General features: G+C 62.0%; 16 protein-coding genes. 11 read left to right on the forward strand and 5 right to left on the reverse strand.

The window, feature by feature from the left end:
• The first annotated feature begins 206 nt into the window (after positions 1-206).
• The 5 genes from RTP54_RS17775 (at position 207) to RTP54_RS17795 (ending at position 4,634) form a co-directional block, all read left to right on the forward strand.
• Positions 207-503: a hypothetical protein gene (locus tag RTP54_RS17775; RefSeq protein WP_312364674.1), complete on the forward strand. Its 297-nt coding sequence runs from the start codon at positions 207-209 to the stop codon at positions 501-503.
• 104 nt (positions 504-607) lie between these two features.
• Positions 608-991, forward strand: coding sequence for a hypothetical protein (locus RTP54_RS17780; protein ID WP_312364676.1), 384 nt, complete (start codon positions 608-610; stop codon positions 989-991).
• A gap of 86 nt (positions 992-1,077) precedes the next feature.
• Positions 1,078-1,752: a response regulator transcription factor gene (locus tag RTP54_RS17785; protein WP_312364678.1), complete on the forward strand. Its 675-nt coding sequence runs from the start codon at positions 1,078-1,080 to the stop codon at positions 1,750-1,752.
• Positions 1,749-3,218 carry a HAMP domain-containing sensor histidine kinase gene (locus tag RTP54_RS17790; protein WP_312364680.1) on the forward strand — a complete coding sequence of 490 codons (1,470 nt, stop codon included), beginning with the start codon at positions 1,749-1,751 and terminating at the stop codon, positions 3,216-3,218. The genes RTP54_RS17785 and RTP54_RS17790 overlap by 4 nt, the downstream gene beginning before the upstream one ends.
• Positions 3,219-3,392: 174 nt before the next feature.
• Entirely contained in the window at positions 3,393-4,634 is a 1,242-nt protein-coding gene (locus tag RTP54_RS17795) for an adenylate/guanylate cyclase domain-containing protein (RefSeq protein ID WP_312364682.1), read from the forward strand.
• A 51-nt stretch (positions 4,635-4,685) separates the two neighbouring features.
• On the opposite strand, the gene RTP54_RS17800 is transcribed toward RTP54_RS17795, so the two are convergent.
• The 3 genes from RTP54_RS17800 to RTP54_RS17810 all read right to left on the reverse strand — a co-directional run bounded on the left by RTP54_RS17800 (position 4,686) and on the right by RTP54_RS17810 (position 6,704).
• On the reverse strand, positions 4,686-5,324 hold the full coding sequence (locus RTP54_RS17800; RefSeq protein ID WP_312364684.1) for an alpha/beta family hydrolase: 639 nt from the start codon (positions 5,322-5,324) through the stop codon (positions 4,686-4,688).
• A gap of 55 nt (positions 5,325-5,379) precedes the next feature.
• Positions 5,380-6,081: a histidine utilization repressor gene (gene hutC / locus RTP54_RS17805; protein ID WP_312364686.1), complete on the reverse strand. Its 702-nt coding sequence runs from the start codon at positions 6,079-6,081 to the stop codon at positions 5,380-5,382.
• A 440-nt stretch (positions 6,082-6,521) separates the two neighbouring features.
• Positions 6,522-6,704 (reverse strand): hypothetical protein, encoded by a 183-nt coding sequence (locus tag RTP54_RS17810; protein ID WP_112832980.1) that lies wholly within the window; start codon positions 6,702-6,704, stop codon positions 6,522-6,524.
• Between the two features lie 405 nt (positions 6,705-7,109).
• On the opposite strand from RTP54_RS17810, the gene repA reads away from it, so the two are divergent.
• The 4 genes from repA (at position 7,110) to RTP54_RS17830 (ending at position 13,129) form a co-directional block, all read left to right on the forward strand.
• On the forward strand, positions 7,110-8,306 hold the full coding sequence (gene repA, locus RTP54_RS17815) for a plasmid partitioning protein RepA (RefSeq protein WP_312364691.1): 1,197 nt from the start codon (positions 7,110-7,112) through the stop codon (positions 8,304-8,306).
• Positions 8,307-8,309: 3 nt separating this feature from the next.
• Positions 8,310-9,314 carry a plasmid partitioning protein RepB gene (repB, locus tag RTP54_RS17820; protein ID WP_312364693.1) on the forward strand — a complete coding sequence of 335 codons (1,005 nt, stop codon included), beginning with the start codon at positions 8,310-8,312 and terminating at the stop codon, positions 9,312-9,314.
• Positions 9,315-9,469: 155 nt separating this feature from the next.
• Positions 9,470-10,771, forward strand: a complete 1,302-nt coding sequence (gene repC / locus RTP54_RS17825) for a plasmid replication protein RepC (protein WP_312364695.1) — start codon at positions 9,470-9,472, stop codon at positions 10,769-10,771.
• A gap of 1,209 nt (positions 10,772-11,980) precedes the next feature.
• Positions 11,981-13,129, forward strand: coding sequence for an RHE_PE00001 family protein (locus RTP54_RS17830; RefSeq protein WP_312364698.1), 1,149 nt, complete (start codon positions 11,981-11,983; stop codon positions 13,127-13,129).
• Positions 13,130-13,253: 124 nt separating this feature from the next.
• On the opposite strand, the gene RTP54_RS17835 is transcribed toward RTP54_RS17830, so the two are convergent.
• Complete coding sequence (locus RTP54_RS17835; RefSeq protein ID WP_312364701.1) at positions 13,254-14,408, reverse strand: amidohydrolase; 1,155 nt, start codon at positions 14,406-14,408, stop codon at positions 13,254-13,256.
• A 363-nt stretch (positions 14,409-14,771) separates the two neighbouring features.
• Entirely contained in the window at positions 14,772-15,596 is an 825-nt protein-coding gene (locus tag RTP54_RS17840) for an IclR family transcriptional regulator C-terminal domain-containing protein (RefSeq protein WP_312364703.1), read from the reverse strand.
• 148 nt (positions 15,597-15,744) lie between these two features.
• Here RTP54_RS17840 and RTP54_RS17845 point away from each other — a divergent pair, with 148 nt between their 5' ends.
• Positions 15,745-16,515, forward strand: coding sequence for an enoyl-CoA hydratase/isomerase family protein (locus tag RTP54_RS17845; RefSeq protein WP_312364705.1), 771 nt, complete (start codon positions 15,745-15,747; stop codon positions 16,513-16,515).
• Positions 16,516-16,572: 57 nt separating this feature from the next.
• Positions 16,573-17,649, forward strand: a complete 1,077-nt coding sequence (locus tag RTP54_RS17850) for a polyamine ABC transporter substrate-binding protein (RefSeq protein ID WP_112815948.1) — start codon at positions 16,573-16,575, stop codon at positions 17,647-17,649.
• Positions 17,650-17,654: the final 5 nt, after the last annotated feature.

Below are 17,654 nucleotides of genomic sequence, written 5' to 3' on the forward strand. Positions count from 1 at the left end.
GCGTCAGGCTATTGTGCCTGTGTCATTGCCGCAGAGATTTAGGCAGAGACCTGGATCGTCCGCCTCACCGGGACGGCGTCGTCCCTTTGCCATGCTTGCGCCGCTTTCGGGTGTTTGAGACGCCCGCCGCTTTCTCGTGTGGCCCGACAGCCGGCAGCAATGCCTTTGGAGCCAACGACAAGGTCCCCCATGATGAGTATTTTATGATGAAGATGAAAACTGCCTTCAAGCTCGCGCCGAAACAGAGCCGGAGACTGCCCACCGAATATTTCGTCCTGGCGAATGTGCGTTTCGAAGGACAGGTCGTCGGATACCTTGCCGGGCGGCCCATCCTCGAAACCGCAACCGACGGCCACGGGCTGCGCTATCGTTTCGTCGGCGTCGCACCGCGCAACGCTGCCGGTGGGCCCGATGTCCAGTCTCTGAGGAAGGGTGAATGGATCGTCCAGCCGGGGCTGGTCTATGCCAGCATCGAGGATACGCTCGAAAGCCGTGCCGCCTGACTTCGGACCTTCTGGCCTGAGGCGACGTTTGAAGCGGACTGCAATGTCTATGTAATCTTGGCAGATTAGCTCCGGGGCAGACAATTCGAACCCCGGGATCGACCATGCCCTCTTGCAATGTGCGCAGCGTTTTCGCCGCCATCGCCATCGCCACAACGCTTGCCGTTGCCAGTTGCGCCTCCACCGAGATGAAAAACTACATCGGTCAACCGGTGGAATCCGTCGTCATCGACTACGGCCCGCCGACATCCGTGATCGATCTCGGCTGGGACCAGCGCGCCTACCAGTGGCGCAAGATTTCCACCAACGTCGTTTCCGGTTCGACCAGCGGCGAGATCCGCGACACGCGCCGCGGCCAGCGCTACGAAGAATTCGTGACGCCGGGCTATGTCGAGGAGCAGGAATGCTTCTATACATTCTACGCCCGACAGCAGGGCGGCCGCTGGTACATCACCAACTTCCGCCAGCCGAAGCTCGAATGCGAGTGAGCGCCACAACGCGGACGCTATTTGAGAACTGATGCAGTTGACACCAGGCTACGGGGCTTTCGTAGCCGCACCCAGGAGAGATCGGCATGCGCATCCTGCTGCTGGAAGACGAGCCCGAGATGGCGTCTGCGCTGAAGACGGCGCTCGAACGTCGGCAGGTGATCGTCGATCATGTCTCGACGCTCGCCGATGCCGAGGCCGTGGTCGAGCTCTGGTCCTATGACGTGATCGTGCTCGATCGCCGCCTTCCCGACGGCGAGGGCCTGAGCCTCATTCCGAAGCTGCGGGCATTGCGCGTCGAGGCGCCGATCATGATGCTGACAGCGCTCGGGGCCATCAACGACCGTGTCGCCGGCCTCGATGGGGGCGCCGACGATTATATGGCGAAGCCCTTTGCGGTAGAGGAATTGATGGCGCGCCTGCGAGCCCTCGCCCGCCGTCCCGTCACGCTGAAGTCGGACCAGATCATGGTCGGTCGTCTGACCTACGACTTTCGCCATCGCGAGGCCGTCGTCGACGACAAGCCGCTCGACCTGCTGCGCCGCGAGCGGCTGGCGCTGGAGGCGCTGATGCGCCGGCCCGGCCGCACCGTCTTGCGCGCGACGCTCGAAGATTCCGTCTATGCCATGGAGGACGAGATCGATTCCAATGCGCTCGATTCGCATCTTTCGCGATTGAGGCGCAAGCTCGAGGAGGTCGCAGCCGGCGTCGAGATCCGGGCGATCCGTAACCTCGGCTATCTCCTGCGCGCCACGGCATGAAAGATCCTCGCCCGCGCTCGCTTCAATGGGTTCTGGTGCGCCGCCTCATCCTGCTGCAGGCGGCGACCTTCGTCGCCTTCATCGCGCTGCTGATCGCGATCCTGACGATCGCTCAGCCGCGGCTGATCATCGACAACGAGGCCGCGATCAAACACCTGTCCGAAGCCGTGGCACGCGACGATGGCGGCGGCCTTTATGTTCGCGACACCGAAGAGCTTCGCGCATTCCGCGACGATTTTCCCAGCCTTTGGTTCGTGATCCGAGACGGCGCAGGCCATATGGTCCGGCAAGGCAGCGTTCCCCCCGCCTACGCGGCTGCCGGCGGTGCGCTCATGACGAATATCGGCCGCGCCACGCTGCGGTTCGACCAAGGCGACAGACGGCCGGAGGCCGCTTTTGCCAATGTCGACACGGATGCCGGCCGCGTCCAGATCCTTGCCTCATCGATCGCCTCGCGCGACGAGAATGACGGGCTCGAAGTGGAGATCAGCGTCAATGTCGACACGGCGAAGGACGCCAATGGCAATCCCGACTGGCTGCGCGTGCTGCCGGTTCTGGCGTTGCTGATCCTTGGCTTGTTGCTGCCGATCATACTGGTCATGGGCGTCGCCACGCTCGTCACCACGCCGGCGGTGGTGCGCCGTTCGCTCGCCGGTCTCATCTCCACGGCCGACCAGGCCGGGCGGATCGATATCGACAATCGCGCGGTGCAACTGGAGACGGCCCGGGTTCCAACGGAAATCGCGCCGATGGTACATGCCTTCAACAACGCACTCTCCCGCCTCGACGAGGGCTATGACCAGCGCAATCGGTTCCTGACAGATGCCGCCCATGAGTTGCGCACACCGATCGCCATCCTGCGCACCCGGGCCGAACTCTTGCAGGAAGATCCGCAGAGTGCGTCGCTGCGCAAGGACATCGAACGGTTGTCGCACCTGGCCCAGCAGCTTCTGGACCGCCAGGTGCTGGAACATGGCAGCGGCAGCCGCGAGACGGTCGACCTCGCGGCGCTGGCCAGGACGATTGCCGCCGATTTTGCGCCGCTGGCGTTCGAGGCCGGTTACGAACTGGATTTCGAAGCCAGGACGACACGTCCGGTGCCGGTCTTGGTCCAGGCCCAGCAGATCGAGCAGGCAGTCGCCAATCTCTTGCGCAACGCCGTCGAGCATGGCGGCAATCGCGGAACGATCACCGTGCTGGTCGATGCCGACGGCGGCATCGAAATTCACGACGAAGGTCCGGGTATTCCCGAAGCCGAGCGCGACCGCGTGTTCGAACCCTTCTATCGCCTGCGCCCCCGGTCGAGCGGTGCCGGCCTGGGGCTTAATCTCGCCCGCGAAATCGCCCGGTTGCACGCCGGTCGCGTCGATATCCTCTTTGGTGCGTGGGTCGGCGCTCGCATAAGGCTGCAGTTGCCGGTCGTCGGCGTCGCCCAACCGGCAGCGCCGTCGGCGGCCAGCGCCTGACCTGAATCGAACGGCGCGACGAGCGCCGACGGCCGCGTGCTTTTTCAGATCACTTTTCGCCTTGGCCCTTATCAACGGTCGGGCGATGGTCCACATATGTCTCGGCGTTTCCAGGCAAGCGAACTGCGCGCCTCGAGGCGGCCATGGCCGGCAGACCAGTGTGGAGAAATTGCAATGCAGACGTCATCCGAGGCGAAGGCCGGAGTGCTGGACGAAAGCGGCGACACGCCCATCGGCGGCAAGGGCGTTCTCGACTGGCTGGTCACCGAGACCCGGGACCAGCGCTTCATCGACAACATCTTCGTCGATCTGTGCGAGCGCCTGGTCGACGCGGGCCTGCCGCTCGCGCGTGCCACGCTGCATTTCCGGATCCACCACCCGCAATGGCTCGGCGCCCGCATTCTATGGCGCAAGGGCCTGCCGGAGGCCGATATCCGCATGTACGACTACGGCGTCGAAGACACGACCGTGTATCTCAACAGCCCGCTCTATGCCATCAACAATGGCGCCAGCCAGGTTCGCAAGAACCTCGAGGTGGCAGACGAAGACGAGGTGGCGAATACACTCTATGACGAGCTGCGCACCGAAGGCTTTACCGACTATGTCGCCCTGCCGCTCGAACACACGCTCGGCAAGCGCCACGTGATCACCTTCGCCAGCGATCGCAAGGGCGGCTTTACGGACGATCATCTCGCGTATCTCACCGGCCTCTTGCCCGTTCTCGCGCTCGTCAGCGAAATCCGGCTAAAGAACCGGATGGCCCGCACGCTTCTTGAAACCTATGTCGGACCACACGCCAGCGAACAGATCCTCGCCGGTGCAACGACGCGCGGAAGCGGCGTGACGGTCAGCGCCGCGATCCTGATCTGCGACCTGCGTGATTTCACCAGGCTTTCGGACCTGTGGCCCCGCGACGACGTGATCGAGCTTCTCAACGGCTATTTCGACGCCATGTCGGAGCCGATCGAACGACATGGCGGCGAGATCCTGAAATTCATGGGCGATGGCCTGCTGGCGATCTTCCCGCTCAGCAATGCCCAGGCCTGCGAAAACCTGTTGCAAGCCATCGGCGAAGCGGAAGCGGCACTCGCCAGGCTGAATGAGGAAAACCTGGCAAGAGGCCGCGAAGCGCTCGGCTACGGTATCGGCGTCAACGTCGGTGATGTCATGTACGGCAACATCGGTTCGCGCCGCCGGCTCGATTTCACGGTGATCGGACCTGCCGTCAATATCGCATCGCGGTTGGAAAACCTGACGAAGCTGGCCAAGCGTCCGGTGCTCCTGTCGCGGGCCTTCGTTGAACTCGCCGGCCGTACGCGCGACATGGAGCATCTCGGCGCTTTTCCGGTCAAGGGCCTCGACGAGCCGATCGACGTCTTCGCATTCTCGTCCGGCACCGCACAGGCGGCGGAGTGATCCGACCGACATCGCGCCGGCCGTTTGCGAAGCCTGGAGACGTCAGGCATCCTACGCCAAACGCTCGCGCGCCCAGCGCCCGACCGTGTCGGCCATCGTTTTGAGATGATCGGCAGTTGAAAAGCCCGAAATCGTCTTGCGTGGCTTGAGATCATGATCGCCATCCTCGAGCCAGAGGATCTCGATCGCGCTGGATAGGCGGTATCCTGACACCTCTTCACGGGTGCCGAATTCGTCACGCGTGCCCTGGCAGATCAGCGTCGGCGTTTTCAGCCCTTCCAGATGCTGTGTGCGCAGCTGCTCTGGTTTTGCCGGCGGATGGAAGGGATAGCCGAGACACAACAGGCCGGCGACCTTGCCTTCGGCATGAAGCTCATCGGCAATCATGCTCGCCACCCGGCCGCCCATCGATTTTCCGCCGATCACCAGCGGACCGGCTGCAGCAAGCGTCGCCAACTGAGCCTTGAACTCCGGATTGAGGGTTTCGGCTCGCGGCGGAGGCTTGCGACTGCCGCTGCGGCGCGCTGCCATGTAGGAGAATTCGAACCGGGCGATACGGAAACCGACAGCGGCCAGCGCCTCGGCCGATGCGGTCATCGATGCCGAATCCATCGGCGCGCCAGCGCCATGGGCCAGCAAGATCGTCAGGGGCGCAGTCTGCGGGCCATCAAAAAGCATCATCTTTTCCATCTCCCACCCTTGCAGTGCCCGACCCGGCCGGCAGGGGCGCGTGGCTCGATTGCATCTAGCCGAGCGGGCTCGGCGCGAATTGCGCCACCAGTTCATGACGATCGCCGGGATAGGTCAACCGCACATGGGTCACCGACGCGCGACCGCTCCAGGTGCGTCGCTCGATCACGAGACACGCCGCCCCCGTGGAGATGTCGAGCGCCTGGGCCGCGTTGCGCCCTGCGGCCACCGCCCGAATGCGATGTTCGGCCGTACTCCACGGCACCTTCCCCAGGAGCCAGGAGCCAGGCGCCGATGTTTCGAAAAGCTCGGTCTCCGCCTCGGGAACCGCCGCCAGGCTGATAAGCCTTTCCTCGTAGCAGAAAGGCCGGCCGCCGGCGAAATGTCGACAGCTGACCTCCAGCAATCTTGCAGTCGATGGCAGGTCGAGCCGCCCGGCATCCTTCGCCTCGGCCTTGCGGATGCTGCGTTCATCCACCTGGAAACTGTAGTCCAGTCCGAGAGACTGGACCTCTAGTTTGACATCGTGGATTTCCATCACGGCAGACTGCACATGGGGGAAGGTGACATAGCTGCCGGACTTGCGGCGCCGCTCGATGAGACCGCGCTTGACCAGTTCGGTCAGGGCCTTGTTCACCGTCATGCGCGAGCAGGCGTATTGTTCGGTCAGCTCATGTTCGAACGGGATGCGATGGCCAGGCGGCCAGGCGCCAGACAGGATATGACCTTCGACCTCGCCAAGAATTCTCTGGTGCAACGAAAGCGACTGCGGCTGGTTGCCCGCGTCGTCGGTTGGCTGGTCGCTCGGAATGTTGGCACCCTCGATGGCTTGCTTCAGCAGGCAAGCTTAACGATTTCGAAGCGCCGCGACAGCCCTCCCCTCGCCCTTTCCTGCTTTTCCACCGGTGCATCGACGAACGCCGGCTGGCGATGGCGCCGCTTTGCTCGCCTTGCCCAGACCGGACGGCCCAGCGCAACACGACGCAAGCAATTGTTATACATGAGATAATTTGGAAAAGTGGCTACCACCGGCGGCGCGTGGCCGCCAACCTCCCTCTTGGCCTGTCGTGCGAGAGGGGAACCGCCATTCCGGTTGACAGCTGTCAACGACGGTCAGCGGTACTGGCCAGTGCGAGCGGCGCCATCGTCTCCGGCGCTCGGATATTCAACCCAAATTTCCGAACGGCAAGCACCCGATCAATAAAACAGGTGCCAGGGCGTCAGAAAGGCGCGAGCCCATTCCTGTTCGCGCTCCCGCTCCCGGTCGTCGTCTTCCGTCTCGCGAGCAGCCAGTTCGATACGCGGCTTTGAAGGCTTCGCAACGCCCCGCGGTGCCGGGGGCTCGAGGTAGCCAAGTGTCATCCCGCCGAGGTAGAACATGGTGCATCCCTTCCAGACCGTCTGACGCCATCGTCATCGCACCATGATCTTGCCACAATTCGGCGGGCTGTCAATAGTCGACTAAATCCATATTCTAATAGCTTGTTATCTGCGCCGTGGCGGACAGGTTCTTCGCTGCGACCGCAACGCGCCAAGATCATCCAGGCCGTCCGCGAAGAGATCGCCTCTACGATGCCGAATCGTGCCATGACGAATGGACGCTTTTGGATGCAGACAGAGTTGTCCGCGGACAACTGACCGGCGGCCTGCGCCGCCTCGATCGCGTAAGGGCGACGGATGGCACCATCAGGCTATCCATTTGTACATTCAGGCCGAATCGGATCATAGTGCATCTGCGCATATTGCCTCGATATGACAATTTTTGCGCAGATTTCGGAGAATGCGATGTTGCAACAGAAGATCCAGGGCCTCGACGTACAGGAGCATTTGCCAACGCTCCTGGCTGCCGATGCTATGGAACTCGCGCATCAACTCCAGCAGCATCAGAAGAAAATCTTCCCGCCACAAGCGCAAAAGACGCTACGGCTGTTCAGCCCGGCAGAGGCAGCCGCCTTCATCGGGATCGCCGAAGGCTACCTGCGCCAGATCGCATCGGAGGGACACGGCCCTGCCCCCTTGGCGAACGGCCGACGGATGTATGCGATCTCGGACATCGAACGCATTCGCCGCGTCCTGGACGACGGCGGCAAGCCGGGAAAATACATCCCGCATCGTCGCGGCGACGAGAGACTGCAAGTCATCTCGGTCATGAACTTCAAGGGCGGATCGGCAAAGACCACGACGTCGGCCCACCTCGCCCAGCACCTCGCATTGCGGGGCTATCGCACGCTGGCGATCGATCTCGATCCGCAGGCATCGCTCTCGGCACTGTTCGGGCATCAGCCCGAGCTGGATGTCGGCGAAGCTGAAACGATCTACGGTGCTATCCGCTACGACAGCCCCCGGCCTGTCGCCGAAATCGTCCGCTCGACCCATCTGCCAAATCTGCATTTGATCCCGGGCAACCTCGAACTCATGGAATTCGAGCACGAAACGCCCAAGGCCATGACCAGCGGCTCTGCCGAAACGATGTTTTTCGCCCGCATCGGTGATGTTCTCGCCGATATCGAGAGTTTTTACGACGTCGTCATCATCGACTGCCCGCCGCAACTGGGTTTTTTGACCATGTCGGCGCTGTGTGCCGCCACATCGGTGCTGATAACGGTGCACCCGCAGATGCTCGACGTCATGTCGATGTCGCAGTTTCTCTCGATGACCAGCGAGTTGATGCGCGTCGTCGAAAATGCAGGCGGGCGGACGAGCTACGACTGGATGCGATACCTTGTCACTCGGTTTGAGCCGAATGACGGCCCGCAGAGCCAGATGACGGGGTTCATGCGCTCCATCTTCGGCAACCGCATGCTGCACAATGCCATGGTCAAATCGACGGCCGTTTCCGACGCAGGCGTCACCAAGCAGACGCTCTATGAGGTGGAACGCTCGCAGTTTGTCCGCGGCACCTACGACCGCGCGATGGATTCCATGACACTCGTCAACGGCGAGATCGAGGACCTCCTGCGCAAGGTGTGGGGGAGGAAGTAAGCCATGGCCCGCAAGAACCTGATCGGCGTCTCAGACAGCCACGCGGCCGGCCTCGAGGATGAGCGTCCGCTCGCTGGACGCCAGATTGCCGGCCTCACTGCCGGGCAGAGACCACCAACCCCCATTGGTGGCATCACCCGCTCCCTGTCGGCCATAACGCAAAAGGTCGAACGCGCGCAGGAGCTTGAACGCCAGCTTGCCGAAGGCCAGGCCGTCATCGAGCTTGATCCAGCCATGGTCGACGTCTCCTTCGTCGCTGACCGGCTCGGCGTCGAGGCCGATGTCGAACAATCCCTTTTGCAGCAGATCCGCGATCACGGACAACAGGTCCCGATCCTTGTGCGCCCGCATCCGGATGAGCAAGGCCGTTATCAGGTCGCCTATGGCCACCGCCGCCTCGCAGCCACACGCGCGCTTGGCAGCAAGGTCAGGGCCGTCGTGCGGGAACTCAGCGATGAACAGCTGGTGATCTCGCAGGGCCAGGAAAACAATGCCCGGACCGACCTGTCGTTCATCGAGCGATCGCTTTTTGCCACCCGTCTCGAGGATCGAGGTTTTTCGCGCGATGTCATCATGTCGTCGCTTGGCGTCGACAAGGCGGCACTCTCGAAGATGATCGCGATCGTGCGCCGGCTACCCGTCGACGTCATAGAGGCCGTCGGTGCTGCACCTTCAATTGGTCGGCGACGGTGGACGGAACTCGCCGAGCTGATCATCGAGGACGACGAACGCGTGCGAACACATGCGTTCGTTGCCCGATCCGATTTTCCGGAAAGGCCGAGCGATCAACGGTTTGAGACGCTGTTTGCGTACCTGAGCCAAGTCAAGGCCAGGAGCCAGGCGATAGCCTGGGTCGCGCCGGATGATACCAGCCCGGTGCGTATTCGTGAAACAAACCGCGAAACGACGCTGTCCTTCAATAGCAAGACGGCGCCGGGTTTTGCCGATTTCGTGAGGCAGAGGCTCAACTCTCTGTACCTCGAATATCAACAGGAAACAGGAGACTAACAGAGCAAAAGAAAAAGGCTTCCGAACGACTAGCGCACCGGAAACCCTTCTCTCGTGTAGCAACTAGAGAATCCCATTTCCGCGAATCACTGTCAAGCGTTTTCAACGTCGTTTCGGCGAACGGACTTCTTTTGCCTTTGAAAAGGTGAAGAAAGATGGAGCGAGGAAATGTGACGACGCCCTTTGGGCGGCGCGCGATGACACTTGGCATGCTTGCAAGCCAGGTTGTCGCGAGCGAAATCGATTCGCATCAGCCAATCGACAAGTGGAAATTGTTTCGAACCGCATGCGAAGCGAAGGCTGTCATCGGCGTGTCCGATCGTGCGCTCGCTGTGCTCAACGCACTGTTGAGCTTCTATCCAAAGGTCGAGCTGACGCCTGGCCGGGGCTTGGTGGTCTTTCCGTCCAACACGCAACTCGCATTGCGCACCCATGGTATGGCCGGCACGACGCTGCGCCGGCATCTGGCAGCTCTTGTCGATGCCGGTCTCATCCTGCGCAAGGACAGCCCCAACGGCAAGCGTTATGCCAGACGGGACAGCAAGGGCTCGATCGGCGATGCATTCGGGTTCGACCTGTCGCCGCTGCTTGCCCGTGCCCAGGAGCTGCAAACGGCTGCTGCTGCCATTGCACTGGCCAGGCAAGAGGCACAGCTCGCCCGTGAACGCCTCAGCCTTTGCCGTCGCGACGTCACGAAGCTTATCGACATGTTGCGCGAGGCCGATCACAGTTCAAACTGGCAGGACATTCATGACCGCTATCTTCATGCAGTCGGTGCTCTGACGAGAAAGCCCGGACTGGAAGAAATCGAGCCCATTCTGAGAGAACTGGACGGGCTACGCTCGGAAACGCTCAACCAATTGGAAATCCTGTTAAATCTCCAAAAACTGGCCGCCAATGATAGCCAGAATGGTCGCCACATACAGAGTTCACATCCAGACTCTTCTACTGAATCTGAACCGAGCTTAGGAAAGGAAACCGCTGCTGTTGTGAACACGGAGCCGCAATGCCGCCCATCCGTCGGGGTGCCGATCGGTCAGCGACCTGCAGCCAGCGACAATGGTCGCAACACTGAGACTGGACCCAGCCCACAACCATCCGGCAGGGGCGCTCAGGCCTTTCCTCTGGTCACGGTGCTTCGCGCCTGCCCCGATATCATCGACTACGGGCCCGGCGGAGAGGTCCGGTCCTGGCGGGATCTGATGACCGCCGCCCTTGTTGTCCGTTCCATGCTGAATGTCAGCCAGGGCGCCCATGACGAGGCGTGCAGGGTACTTGGGCCGGAGGTGGCCGCTACGGTTATGGCCTGTATTCTGCAGCGTTCCACGCATATCAAATCCGCAGGGGGATATCTGCGCGATCTGACGCGCCGGGCGCTTCGGCAGGAATTCGCAGCCGGCCCGATGATCATGGCCTTGTTGCGGGCCAGTCCCGGGGATATCGCACTCGCCAGCTGAGCAAGATGAAGACGTTCGGTCTGCTTGGAGGTTGACAGCTGTCAACCAAAGCGGACGTGTGCGTGACAGTAAACAAAGCACCAACGCAAAGAATGGGCCGGAAATGGTTGTCGGTGATAATCCGGACTGTCGCCAAATGATCGAGGCTGGACGCTGAGCTGGGGGGGGGGGGGGGGGGGTAGGTCCAGGTATCACCGCGTACAGGCAACATGAGAAACGACGATATCGTTCTCGAGTTTATCGAAGCGTCAATTGCTTTTACATCACGGCTCGGCAACTCCCGACAACAGGTGAATGATCGGTTTGTTCCGTTACGGCAAGCAATCGATCTGGCGCATTGTTCCGCGGAGTTCGCTCAAGTTGACAGCTGTCAACGCTAGGGTCTGCGGAGGACGCGTGCACATTTCGAGGGTGGCAGATGAAACCCGGCGCTGTCTCGGACCCTGACGTCGTTGGAGCCACTCGACGGAGCACGTAGCTTTCACCGGACGGGCACTACTCCGCTGGCAAGATGGGCTGTACTTAGGCTACCGTTCGACAGTTGACAGCTGTCAACCGAGCCGATGGCGGGGATCATTGGTGACGCAGCTTGGCGTAGACGGCGAGAACGGCCACCACACCTGTTTGCTGCGGATGCTTGGGGCGACCGATTGGACGTGTGGTGAATGCCCGATGTTGGCTTAGCAATACGCAGAAACGTCGAAAGTCTCAGCGCCTGCCGACTGGACGAATGCGGATCGGATATTGCAGCCGGTGCCGGGTAGGGGATTTGAAACGGGCTTGTCGGGTATCGGCGACAGATATCGTGCGAGCGTAAACCTTATCGGACCTTGCGCCGGTTGCGGTTGACAGCTGTCAACGAACTGCCCGTTGGCCGGAAACTACGTCTGCCATAGAGGGCTCATGGCAATTTCAAGCCCAGTTTGGACGTGTTAGCGGAATGGAAAGGAAGCGCTGTTATCCTCTGCCTGATGGTCATGATGCTTTGATATTGGCCACCAACAGCGTATTATCGGGTGGCCGAATTCTTCGAATCGAGCCGATTTTTCGCTCAAATGCATCGCGCGGTCGAGCAAATCGGGTTTCTCAATTCGGCGCCGCAGAAACACAACGACAATCAGCATAATATCCGATAAAACGACCCATCATATGTGTCGGAAGATAACGGGCGAATTCAGTTCCGTTTGCCGGAATTAGTGTGCGATTGTAATGCGATACGATATCCCTGATTTTACTCTGCAGACGCAGCTTTCGGCCACGATCGAGGCCGAGGATCGCCTGGCGCGACTGGACGAACGCGCCGGTCGTCACCCTGTTGCGGAAGGGTTTCGCGAGCGGGGCCAGTTCTTCGATGCCGCCGGCGCACTCTGGGTCGCGGGCGAACTCGTGCATGTGGAAGATCTGGTGCTGCATGACGCGCATATGGATGTCCGGGCACCGACACATGAATTGACGATTGCGCACGCGGTGCTGAGGGCGCGCCGCAGGATCTGGCTGTCGGATCCGGATTGGGCGCTGTCGCCGGCCGGTCTGGCGGTTCTGCGCGGGGAACAGCCGGCCGCAGATCCAAGCCCGATCGCGCGCCAGGCAGGGGCTCACTCCGAACCCGATGAAGAGAGCGACGTAGAGGACGAAGACGACGACAACCCGCTGTCGCGCGAATTTGCAGAAATCGATGCCGCAATCGCGCGCTCGCAGCGCCTGCTCGATGAACAAGCGGGTGAGCGCGGCGAGATGGTGTCTGGAGGAGGCGAGCGCCCATCCGCAGAGGAAGCCAAAGGGCAATTGGGTTTGCTTTTTGATGACGAATGGGACGAAGGCGCGCGGCTCGATGCCTGGCGGTTGCTGATCCCGTCAGCGGATCGCCTGCCGGCCTGCCTTGGCGCGGCAATGCTTTTCGATGCCTGGGAGCAGATGGAACCGCTCCGCCGGCAACATTGGCTCGGCGGATTGCTGATCTCTGCCTACCTGCGCGCGCGCGGCAAGGTGACGTCGCATCTGCTTTGCTTCAACATCGGCCTGAAGACGATCCGCCATGAACGTCGGCGCTCCAGGGATCAGGAGGTCAGGCTGCGGGCTTTTCTCGACGCTCTGGCTCTGACCGGAGAGCAGGGCCTCAAGGAGCTGGACCGGCTTTTTCTGGCCAAGACCCAGATGGAAATGCGTGTCCGGGATCGCCGCTCCAACAGCAGCCTGCCGGCGTTGATCGAACTTCTGCTGTCGCGACCGATCGTCTCTGCTGGCCTGGTGGCGCATCATGTCGGGGTCACACAACGGGGTGCGCTCAATCTCGTGCGTGAACTTGGTGCCAAGGAAATGACGGGCAGGGGACGCTACCGCGGCTGGGGCATATTGTAGGCGCCGCTGCCGGATCCGGCCATCGATCGAAAGCGACCATGAGGCTTCGGCCTGCCGCGATTGCTTCAGCCGTAACCTCAGATGGCCATCGCCGCAGGCCGGCCAGCCGACCTCCTATTCCGGGTTAGCCAAGCAGATTGCGGATCGTGCGCAGGAAAGCGCGACCACCCACCTCGATCAGCGCATCGGGAAAGTCGTAGTCGGGATTGTGCAGGCGCGGGTGGTTCTCGCCGGCACCGAGAAAGAACATCGCCGAAGGGGCGACGCGGCCGAACAGGCCGAAATCTTCAGATGCCTTCATCGGCAGGGTCGTCGGACCTTCATCATGGCTGATGCCTTCTTCGCCAAGCGCCTGACGCAGGGCGCTGACGGCTGCCGGCGCATTGCTGCACTGATGGAAGATGTCTTCGTAGCTGATCGAGGCGGTGAGCCCGGCAGCGATTGCGTGCTTGCGCACCAGCCCTTCGGCGCTCTGCACCAGGTCGCCCATCCGCTCATCGGTCAGCGTGCGCAGCGTTGCCCAGATCTCGGCATGACCCGGGCTTATGCCGAAGGCGGGTTCGCCGAGGCGGGCATGGGTGACCGTGACCAATGTGAATTCGGCGTTGAGCGGGCCGCCGACACCAAGGCCGGTCAACTCGCCGAGGAGATGCGCCATGGCGAAAGTCGGCGCGATGCCGTCCTCCGGGCAGGAGGCATGCGCGGTCTTTCCGGAAAGCACGATCCGCATACCGCGCGAGGCACAATTAACCGGTCCCTCCGTCAGGGCCGCGTGCCCCAGGGGCAGGCCGGGAAAGTTGTGCAGCGAAAACACGAAGTCCGGTCTCAGCGTTTCGAATTTCGGGTCGGCCAGCACCGCGGCCGCGCCAGCCCCGTTCTCTTCGGCCGGTTGAAACAGCAGGATCGCCCGTCCGCGCCGCGGACGTTTGTGGGAAAGCGCCCTGGCAAGCGCCATCAGCGTCGCCGTGTGCCCATCGTGGCCGCAAAGGTGTCCCTTGCCGTCGATCTCGGATCGATGGGGCAGGGTGGAGATTTCGTGGATCGGCAGGGCATCGAGTTCGGCGCGGACCATCACGGTCGGTCCATCGCTCTCTCCCTGATAAATGGCCGCCACCCCATGCCCGCCGAGCCCGGTGACGACAGTGTCCGGCTGGCTCGCCCGCAGTGCCTCCGTCACCATTCTGGCGGTCCCGACCTCTTCGCCGGAGAGTTCCGGCTGGCGGTGAAGTTCGCGCCGAAACGCTGTGATCTCGTCCAGTTCGCCACCATTCAGAAACATGCGCACCATCCCAACCCGTGTCTGCCGGAGGGGATGCATCGACCGCGCCCCCCGCTATCGGCAGGGAATGTGGAGCGGCGTGCCGGCCGTGTCCAGTCGGGAAAAATGAAGATGCCGGGAATGTTTTGCCGCGGTGCTGCTGGTCTTATCGCAGACAGCGCAGGTGTCACCTGCCATCCGGATGATCGGATCGGCGACGATCCGGCTGCCGCTTGTTGAAGGCGAGGGAGTGAAGCACACGGCCGCATATCTGCTGGCTCGTGCCGACCCATGGCCGTGCCGGCGCCCGCGCGCACAGCACCGGGTTCCGAAGGATTTGCGCCGCCGCCACTCGTGGCAAGGGGGATGGGCGGCGGCGGGGCTCTATCTTCGGGCGCCGCCGACGAGCGAGATCGACCGCGCTGCCGCGGTCACCAGCGGGGCGAAGCGTTCTTCGGTTTCTTCCGGCGTGTAACGACTGCGCGATACGGCGATGTTGATCGCTCCATAGGGCGTGCCATTGGCATCGAGCACCGGTGCCGCGATCGACAGATCGCCGTGGAAATATTCCTCGTAGGCGGTGGCATAGCCCTGGGTCGCCGATTGCTTGAGCTTCGCCTTCAGCGCGTCAAGGTCGAAGGTCGTGTGCGGCGTGAACGGATAGAGATCCGATTTTTCGAGGATCGCATGGGCTGCGGCTTCCGGCATCCCGGAGAGGATGGCGATGCCAGGCGCTGTGCAATAGGCCGGCAGCCGGGTGCCGGTGATAACGTCGTTGTTGAGCACGTGCCGGCTCATGAAGCGCGACACGAAGACGATGTCGGTATCGTCGAGCACGGTGAGGTTGACCGTTTCCTCAGTGGCTTTGCTCAGATGCAGCAGATAGGGCATGCCCCTTTCGACGAAGCCGCTGGCGCGGGTGTAGTGATAGCCGAAATCGAGCACCTTCACCGTCAGTTCGAAGCGCTTTGTATCGGGGTTCTTGCCGAGATAACCGAGTTTGGTCAGCGTGTGGGTGAAGCGCTGGGCCGCACTCATGTCGAGCCCGGTTTCTTCCGCGATCTGTGACAGGCTTAGGTTTGGCCGGCGCCCGTCAAAGGCTCTCAAGACCCTGAAAGCCTTCTCGACCGACTGCACCAGCAAGGGGTCGCGGTCTTCTCCCGACGTTTCGTTATCGTCCGTCGCAGCCCTGTTCGCCTTGCGCGCCATGTATCCCCGATCCCTGCCGTTTCCCACATATCGATAACAGAATCGCCAAGCCCAGGAAAAGGTGCTTGACAGCTAAAATAAACATAATCACACTATGTCATAACAATTATCGCATTGCAATAGTTGTTTCATTGCAACGGAGAAAATCATGGACCGCTTCATCCTGACTGAACGGCGCGGCGAGGTCGGCATCATCACGCTGAACCGCCCCGAAATCCTCAATGCCTGGCACAGCGCGATGCGCCAGCAGCTGGTCGCTGCATTCAAGGCCTTCGAAGAAGACGAGGCGGTCCGCGCCATCATTCTCACCGGCGCCGGCGACCGTGCCTTCAGCGCCGGCCAGGACCTGAACGAGACCCGTACCTTCGACGGCGCCCGTGGCCAGGAATGGGTGGGCGAGTGGGAGCGGCTCTATGATGCGATGCGCTCGCTGTCGAAGCCGCTGATCGCGGCACTCAACGGCGTTGCCGCCGGCTCGGCCTTCCAGGTGGCGCTTCTGTGCGACTTCCGCATCGCTCACCCGGGCGTGCGCATGGGGCAGCCGGAAATCAACTCCGGTATCGCCAGCACCACGGGACCGTGGATGATGCGCGAGATGATCGGCCTCTCTCGCACCATCGACCTGACGCTCAGCGGCCGATTGATGCAATCGGACGAATGCCAGGCCATCGGCATCATCAACCGCATCGTGCCACAGGAACGCGTCATGGACGAAGCGCTGTCTCTGGCGCATGAGCTGGCCGCCAAGCCGCCGGTCGCCATGCGGCTTGACAAACAGCGCTTCAGGGAGATGACAGAGGCTGGTTTCCGCGACTGCCTCGAAGCCGGCGCCCGCATCCAGCGCGAAGCCTACGCTTCCGGCGAACCGGCGCGGATGATGGAGCAGTTTCTCGCACGGCGTGCGGCAAGCAAGGCCTGACAAAGGCCCGGCCGCTTATGGGAGGCGGCACGCAATCCAAGACAAGAGGGTAGAACAATGACCAAAGACAAAAGCATGCTGATTGATCGCCGCAACCTGTTGAAAATCGGCGGAGGCCTGGGCGTTGCCCTGGCCGCGCCAACCATCTTCACACGGCCCGCCTTTGCCGCCGAAGCGCTGACCGTCGCCGATCCCGGCGGTCCTTATAGCCCGGGATATCGCAAGGCCTTCTACGACCCCTTTGAAAAGGCGACCGGCATCAAGGTCATCAATGTCGCGCGCGATGCCGAACCGACTGCGCAGTTCCGCGCCATGGTCGAGACGCAATCCTACAGCTGGGACGTCTGCACGTTGACGCTGTCTGCCCGCGACATTCTGGAAAAGCGCGACCTGCTCGAGCCGATCAACCTGCCGGCTGCCGACGTGCCCGGGCTGATGCCCGACGCGCTCACCGAACTGTGGCTTGGCGTCGACGTCTATTCCACCATCATGGCCTATCGCACCGACCGCTTCGATGCGGCCAACGGTCCGAGTTCCTGGGCGGATTTCTGGAACGTCGAGAAGTTCCCGGGCCGTCGCGCCCTGCGCAAGAACCCGATCGATACGCTGGAGCAGGCGCTGCTCGCCGATGGCGTGCCGCTCGCCGAACTCTATCCGCTCGATATCGAACGCGCCTATGCCAGCCTTGAGAAGATCAAGCCGCATGTCGACGTCTGGTGGACCGGTGGCGCGCAGTCGAGCCAGCTGATCCAGAGCGGCGAAGTCGACCTGATCGCACTCTGGAACGCCCGCGCCCAGGCCGTCATCGACGGCGGCGCGCCGGTCAAGATCGGCTGGAACCAGGGGCTTTATTCGATCGAGGGATGGGGCATTCCCAAGGGGTCGCCGCGTGCCGATATCGCCCGGCAGTTCGTCCGCTTCTGCGCCGATCCTAAGCAGCAGGCGCTCTTCACCGAGTTCCTCGCCTACGGCCCGACCAACCTCAAGGCCTATGAGCATATCCCGGCGGAACGCGCGTCGGCGCTGCCGACCTCCGAGGCCAATCTCAAGGTCATGACCATTGCGCGTGAAGACTGGTGGAGCGCCAACCGCTCCGAAATGACCGAGCGCTTCAACGCCTGGATCCTGGGTTAAGGGGA

Source organism: Ensifer sp., from assembly GCF_031989085.1.
Classification (GTDB): domain Bacteria; phylum Pseudomonadota; class Alphaproteobacteria; order Rhizobiales; family Rhizobiaceae; genus Ensifer.

What these genes read in the sequence shown, in the direction of transcription:
- RTP54_RS17775 (WP_312364674.1), top strand. Translation starts at nt 207, where the DNA reads ATGAAGATGAAAACTGCCTTCAAGCTCGCGCCGAAACAGAGCCGGAGA.
- RTP54_RS17780 (WP_312364676.1), top strand. Translation starts at nt 608, where the DNA reads ATGCCCTCTTGCAATGTGCGCAGCGTTTTCGCCGCCATCGCCATCGCC.
- RTP54_RS17785 (WP_312364678.1), top strand. Translation starts at nt 1,078, where the DNA reads ATGCGCATCCTGCTGCTGGAAGACGAGCCCGAGATGGCGTCTGCGCTG.
- RTP54_RS17790 (WP_312364680.1), top strand. Translation starts at nt 1,749, where the DNA reads ATGAAAGATCCTCGCCCGCGCTCGCTTCAATGGGTTCTGGTGCGCCGC.
- RTP54_RS17795 (WP_312364682.1), top strand. Translation starts at nt 3,393, where the DNA reads ATGCAGACGTCATCCGAGGCGAAGGCCGGAGTGCTGGACGAAAGCGGC.
- RTP54_RS17800 (WP_312364684.1), bottom strand. Translation starts at nt 5,324, where the DNA reads ATGGAAAAGATGATGCTTTTTGATGGCCCGCAGACTGCGCCCCTGACG.
- RTP54_RS17810 (WP_112832980.1), bottom strand. Translation starts at nt 6,704, where the DNA reads ATGTTCTACCTCGGCGGGATGACACTTGGCTACCTCGAGCCCCCGGCA.
- repA (WP_312364691.1), top strand. Translation starts at nt 7,110, where the DNA reads ATGTTGCAACAGAAGATCCAGGGCCTCGACGTACAGGAGCATTTGCCA.
- repB (WP_312364693.1), top strand. Translation starts at nt 8,310, where the DNA reads ATGGCCCGCAAGAACCTGATCGGCGTCTCAGACAGCCACGCGGCCGGC.
- repC (WP_312364695.1), top strand. Translation starts at nt 9,470, where the DNA reads ATGGAGCGAGGAAATGTGACGACGCCCTTTGGGCGGCGCGCGATGACA.
- RTP54_RS17830 (WP_312364698.1), top strand. Translation starts at nt 11,981, where the DNA reads ATGCGATACGATATCCCTGATTTTACTCTGCAGACGCAGCTTTCGGCC.
- RTP54_RS17835 (WP_312364701.1), bottom strand. Translation starts at nt 14,408, where the DNA reads ATGTTTCTGAATGGTGGCGAACTGGACGAGATCACAGCGTTTCGGCGC.
- RTP54_RS17840 (WP_312364703.1), bottom strand. Translation starts at nt 15,596, where the DNA reads ATGGCGCGCAAGGCGAACAGGGCTGCGACGGACGATAACGAAACGTCG.
- RTP54_RS17845 (WP_312364705.1), top strand. Translation starts at nt 15,745, where the DNA reads ATGGACCGCTTCATCCTGACTGAACGGCGCGGCGAGGTCGGCATCATC.
- RTP54_RS17850 (WP_112815948.1), top strand. Translation starts at nt 16,573, where the DNA reads ATGACCAAAGACAAAAGCATGCTGATTGATCGCCGCAACCTGTTGAAA.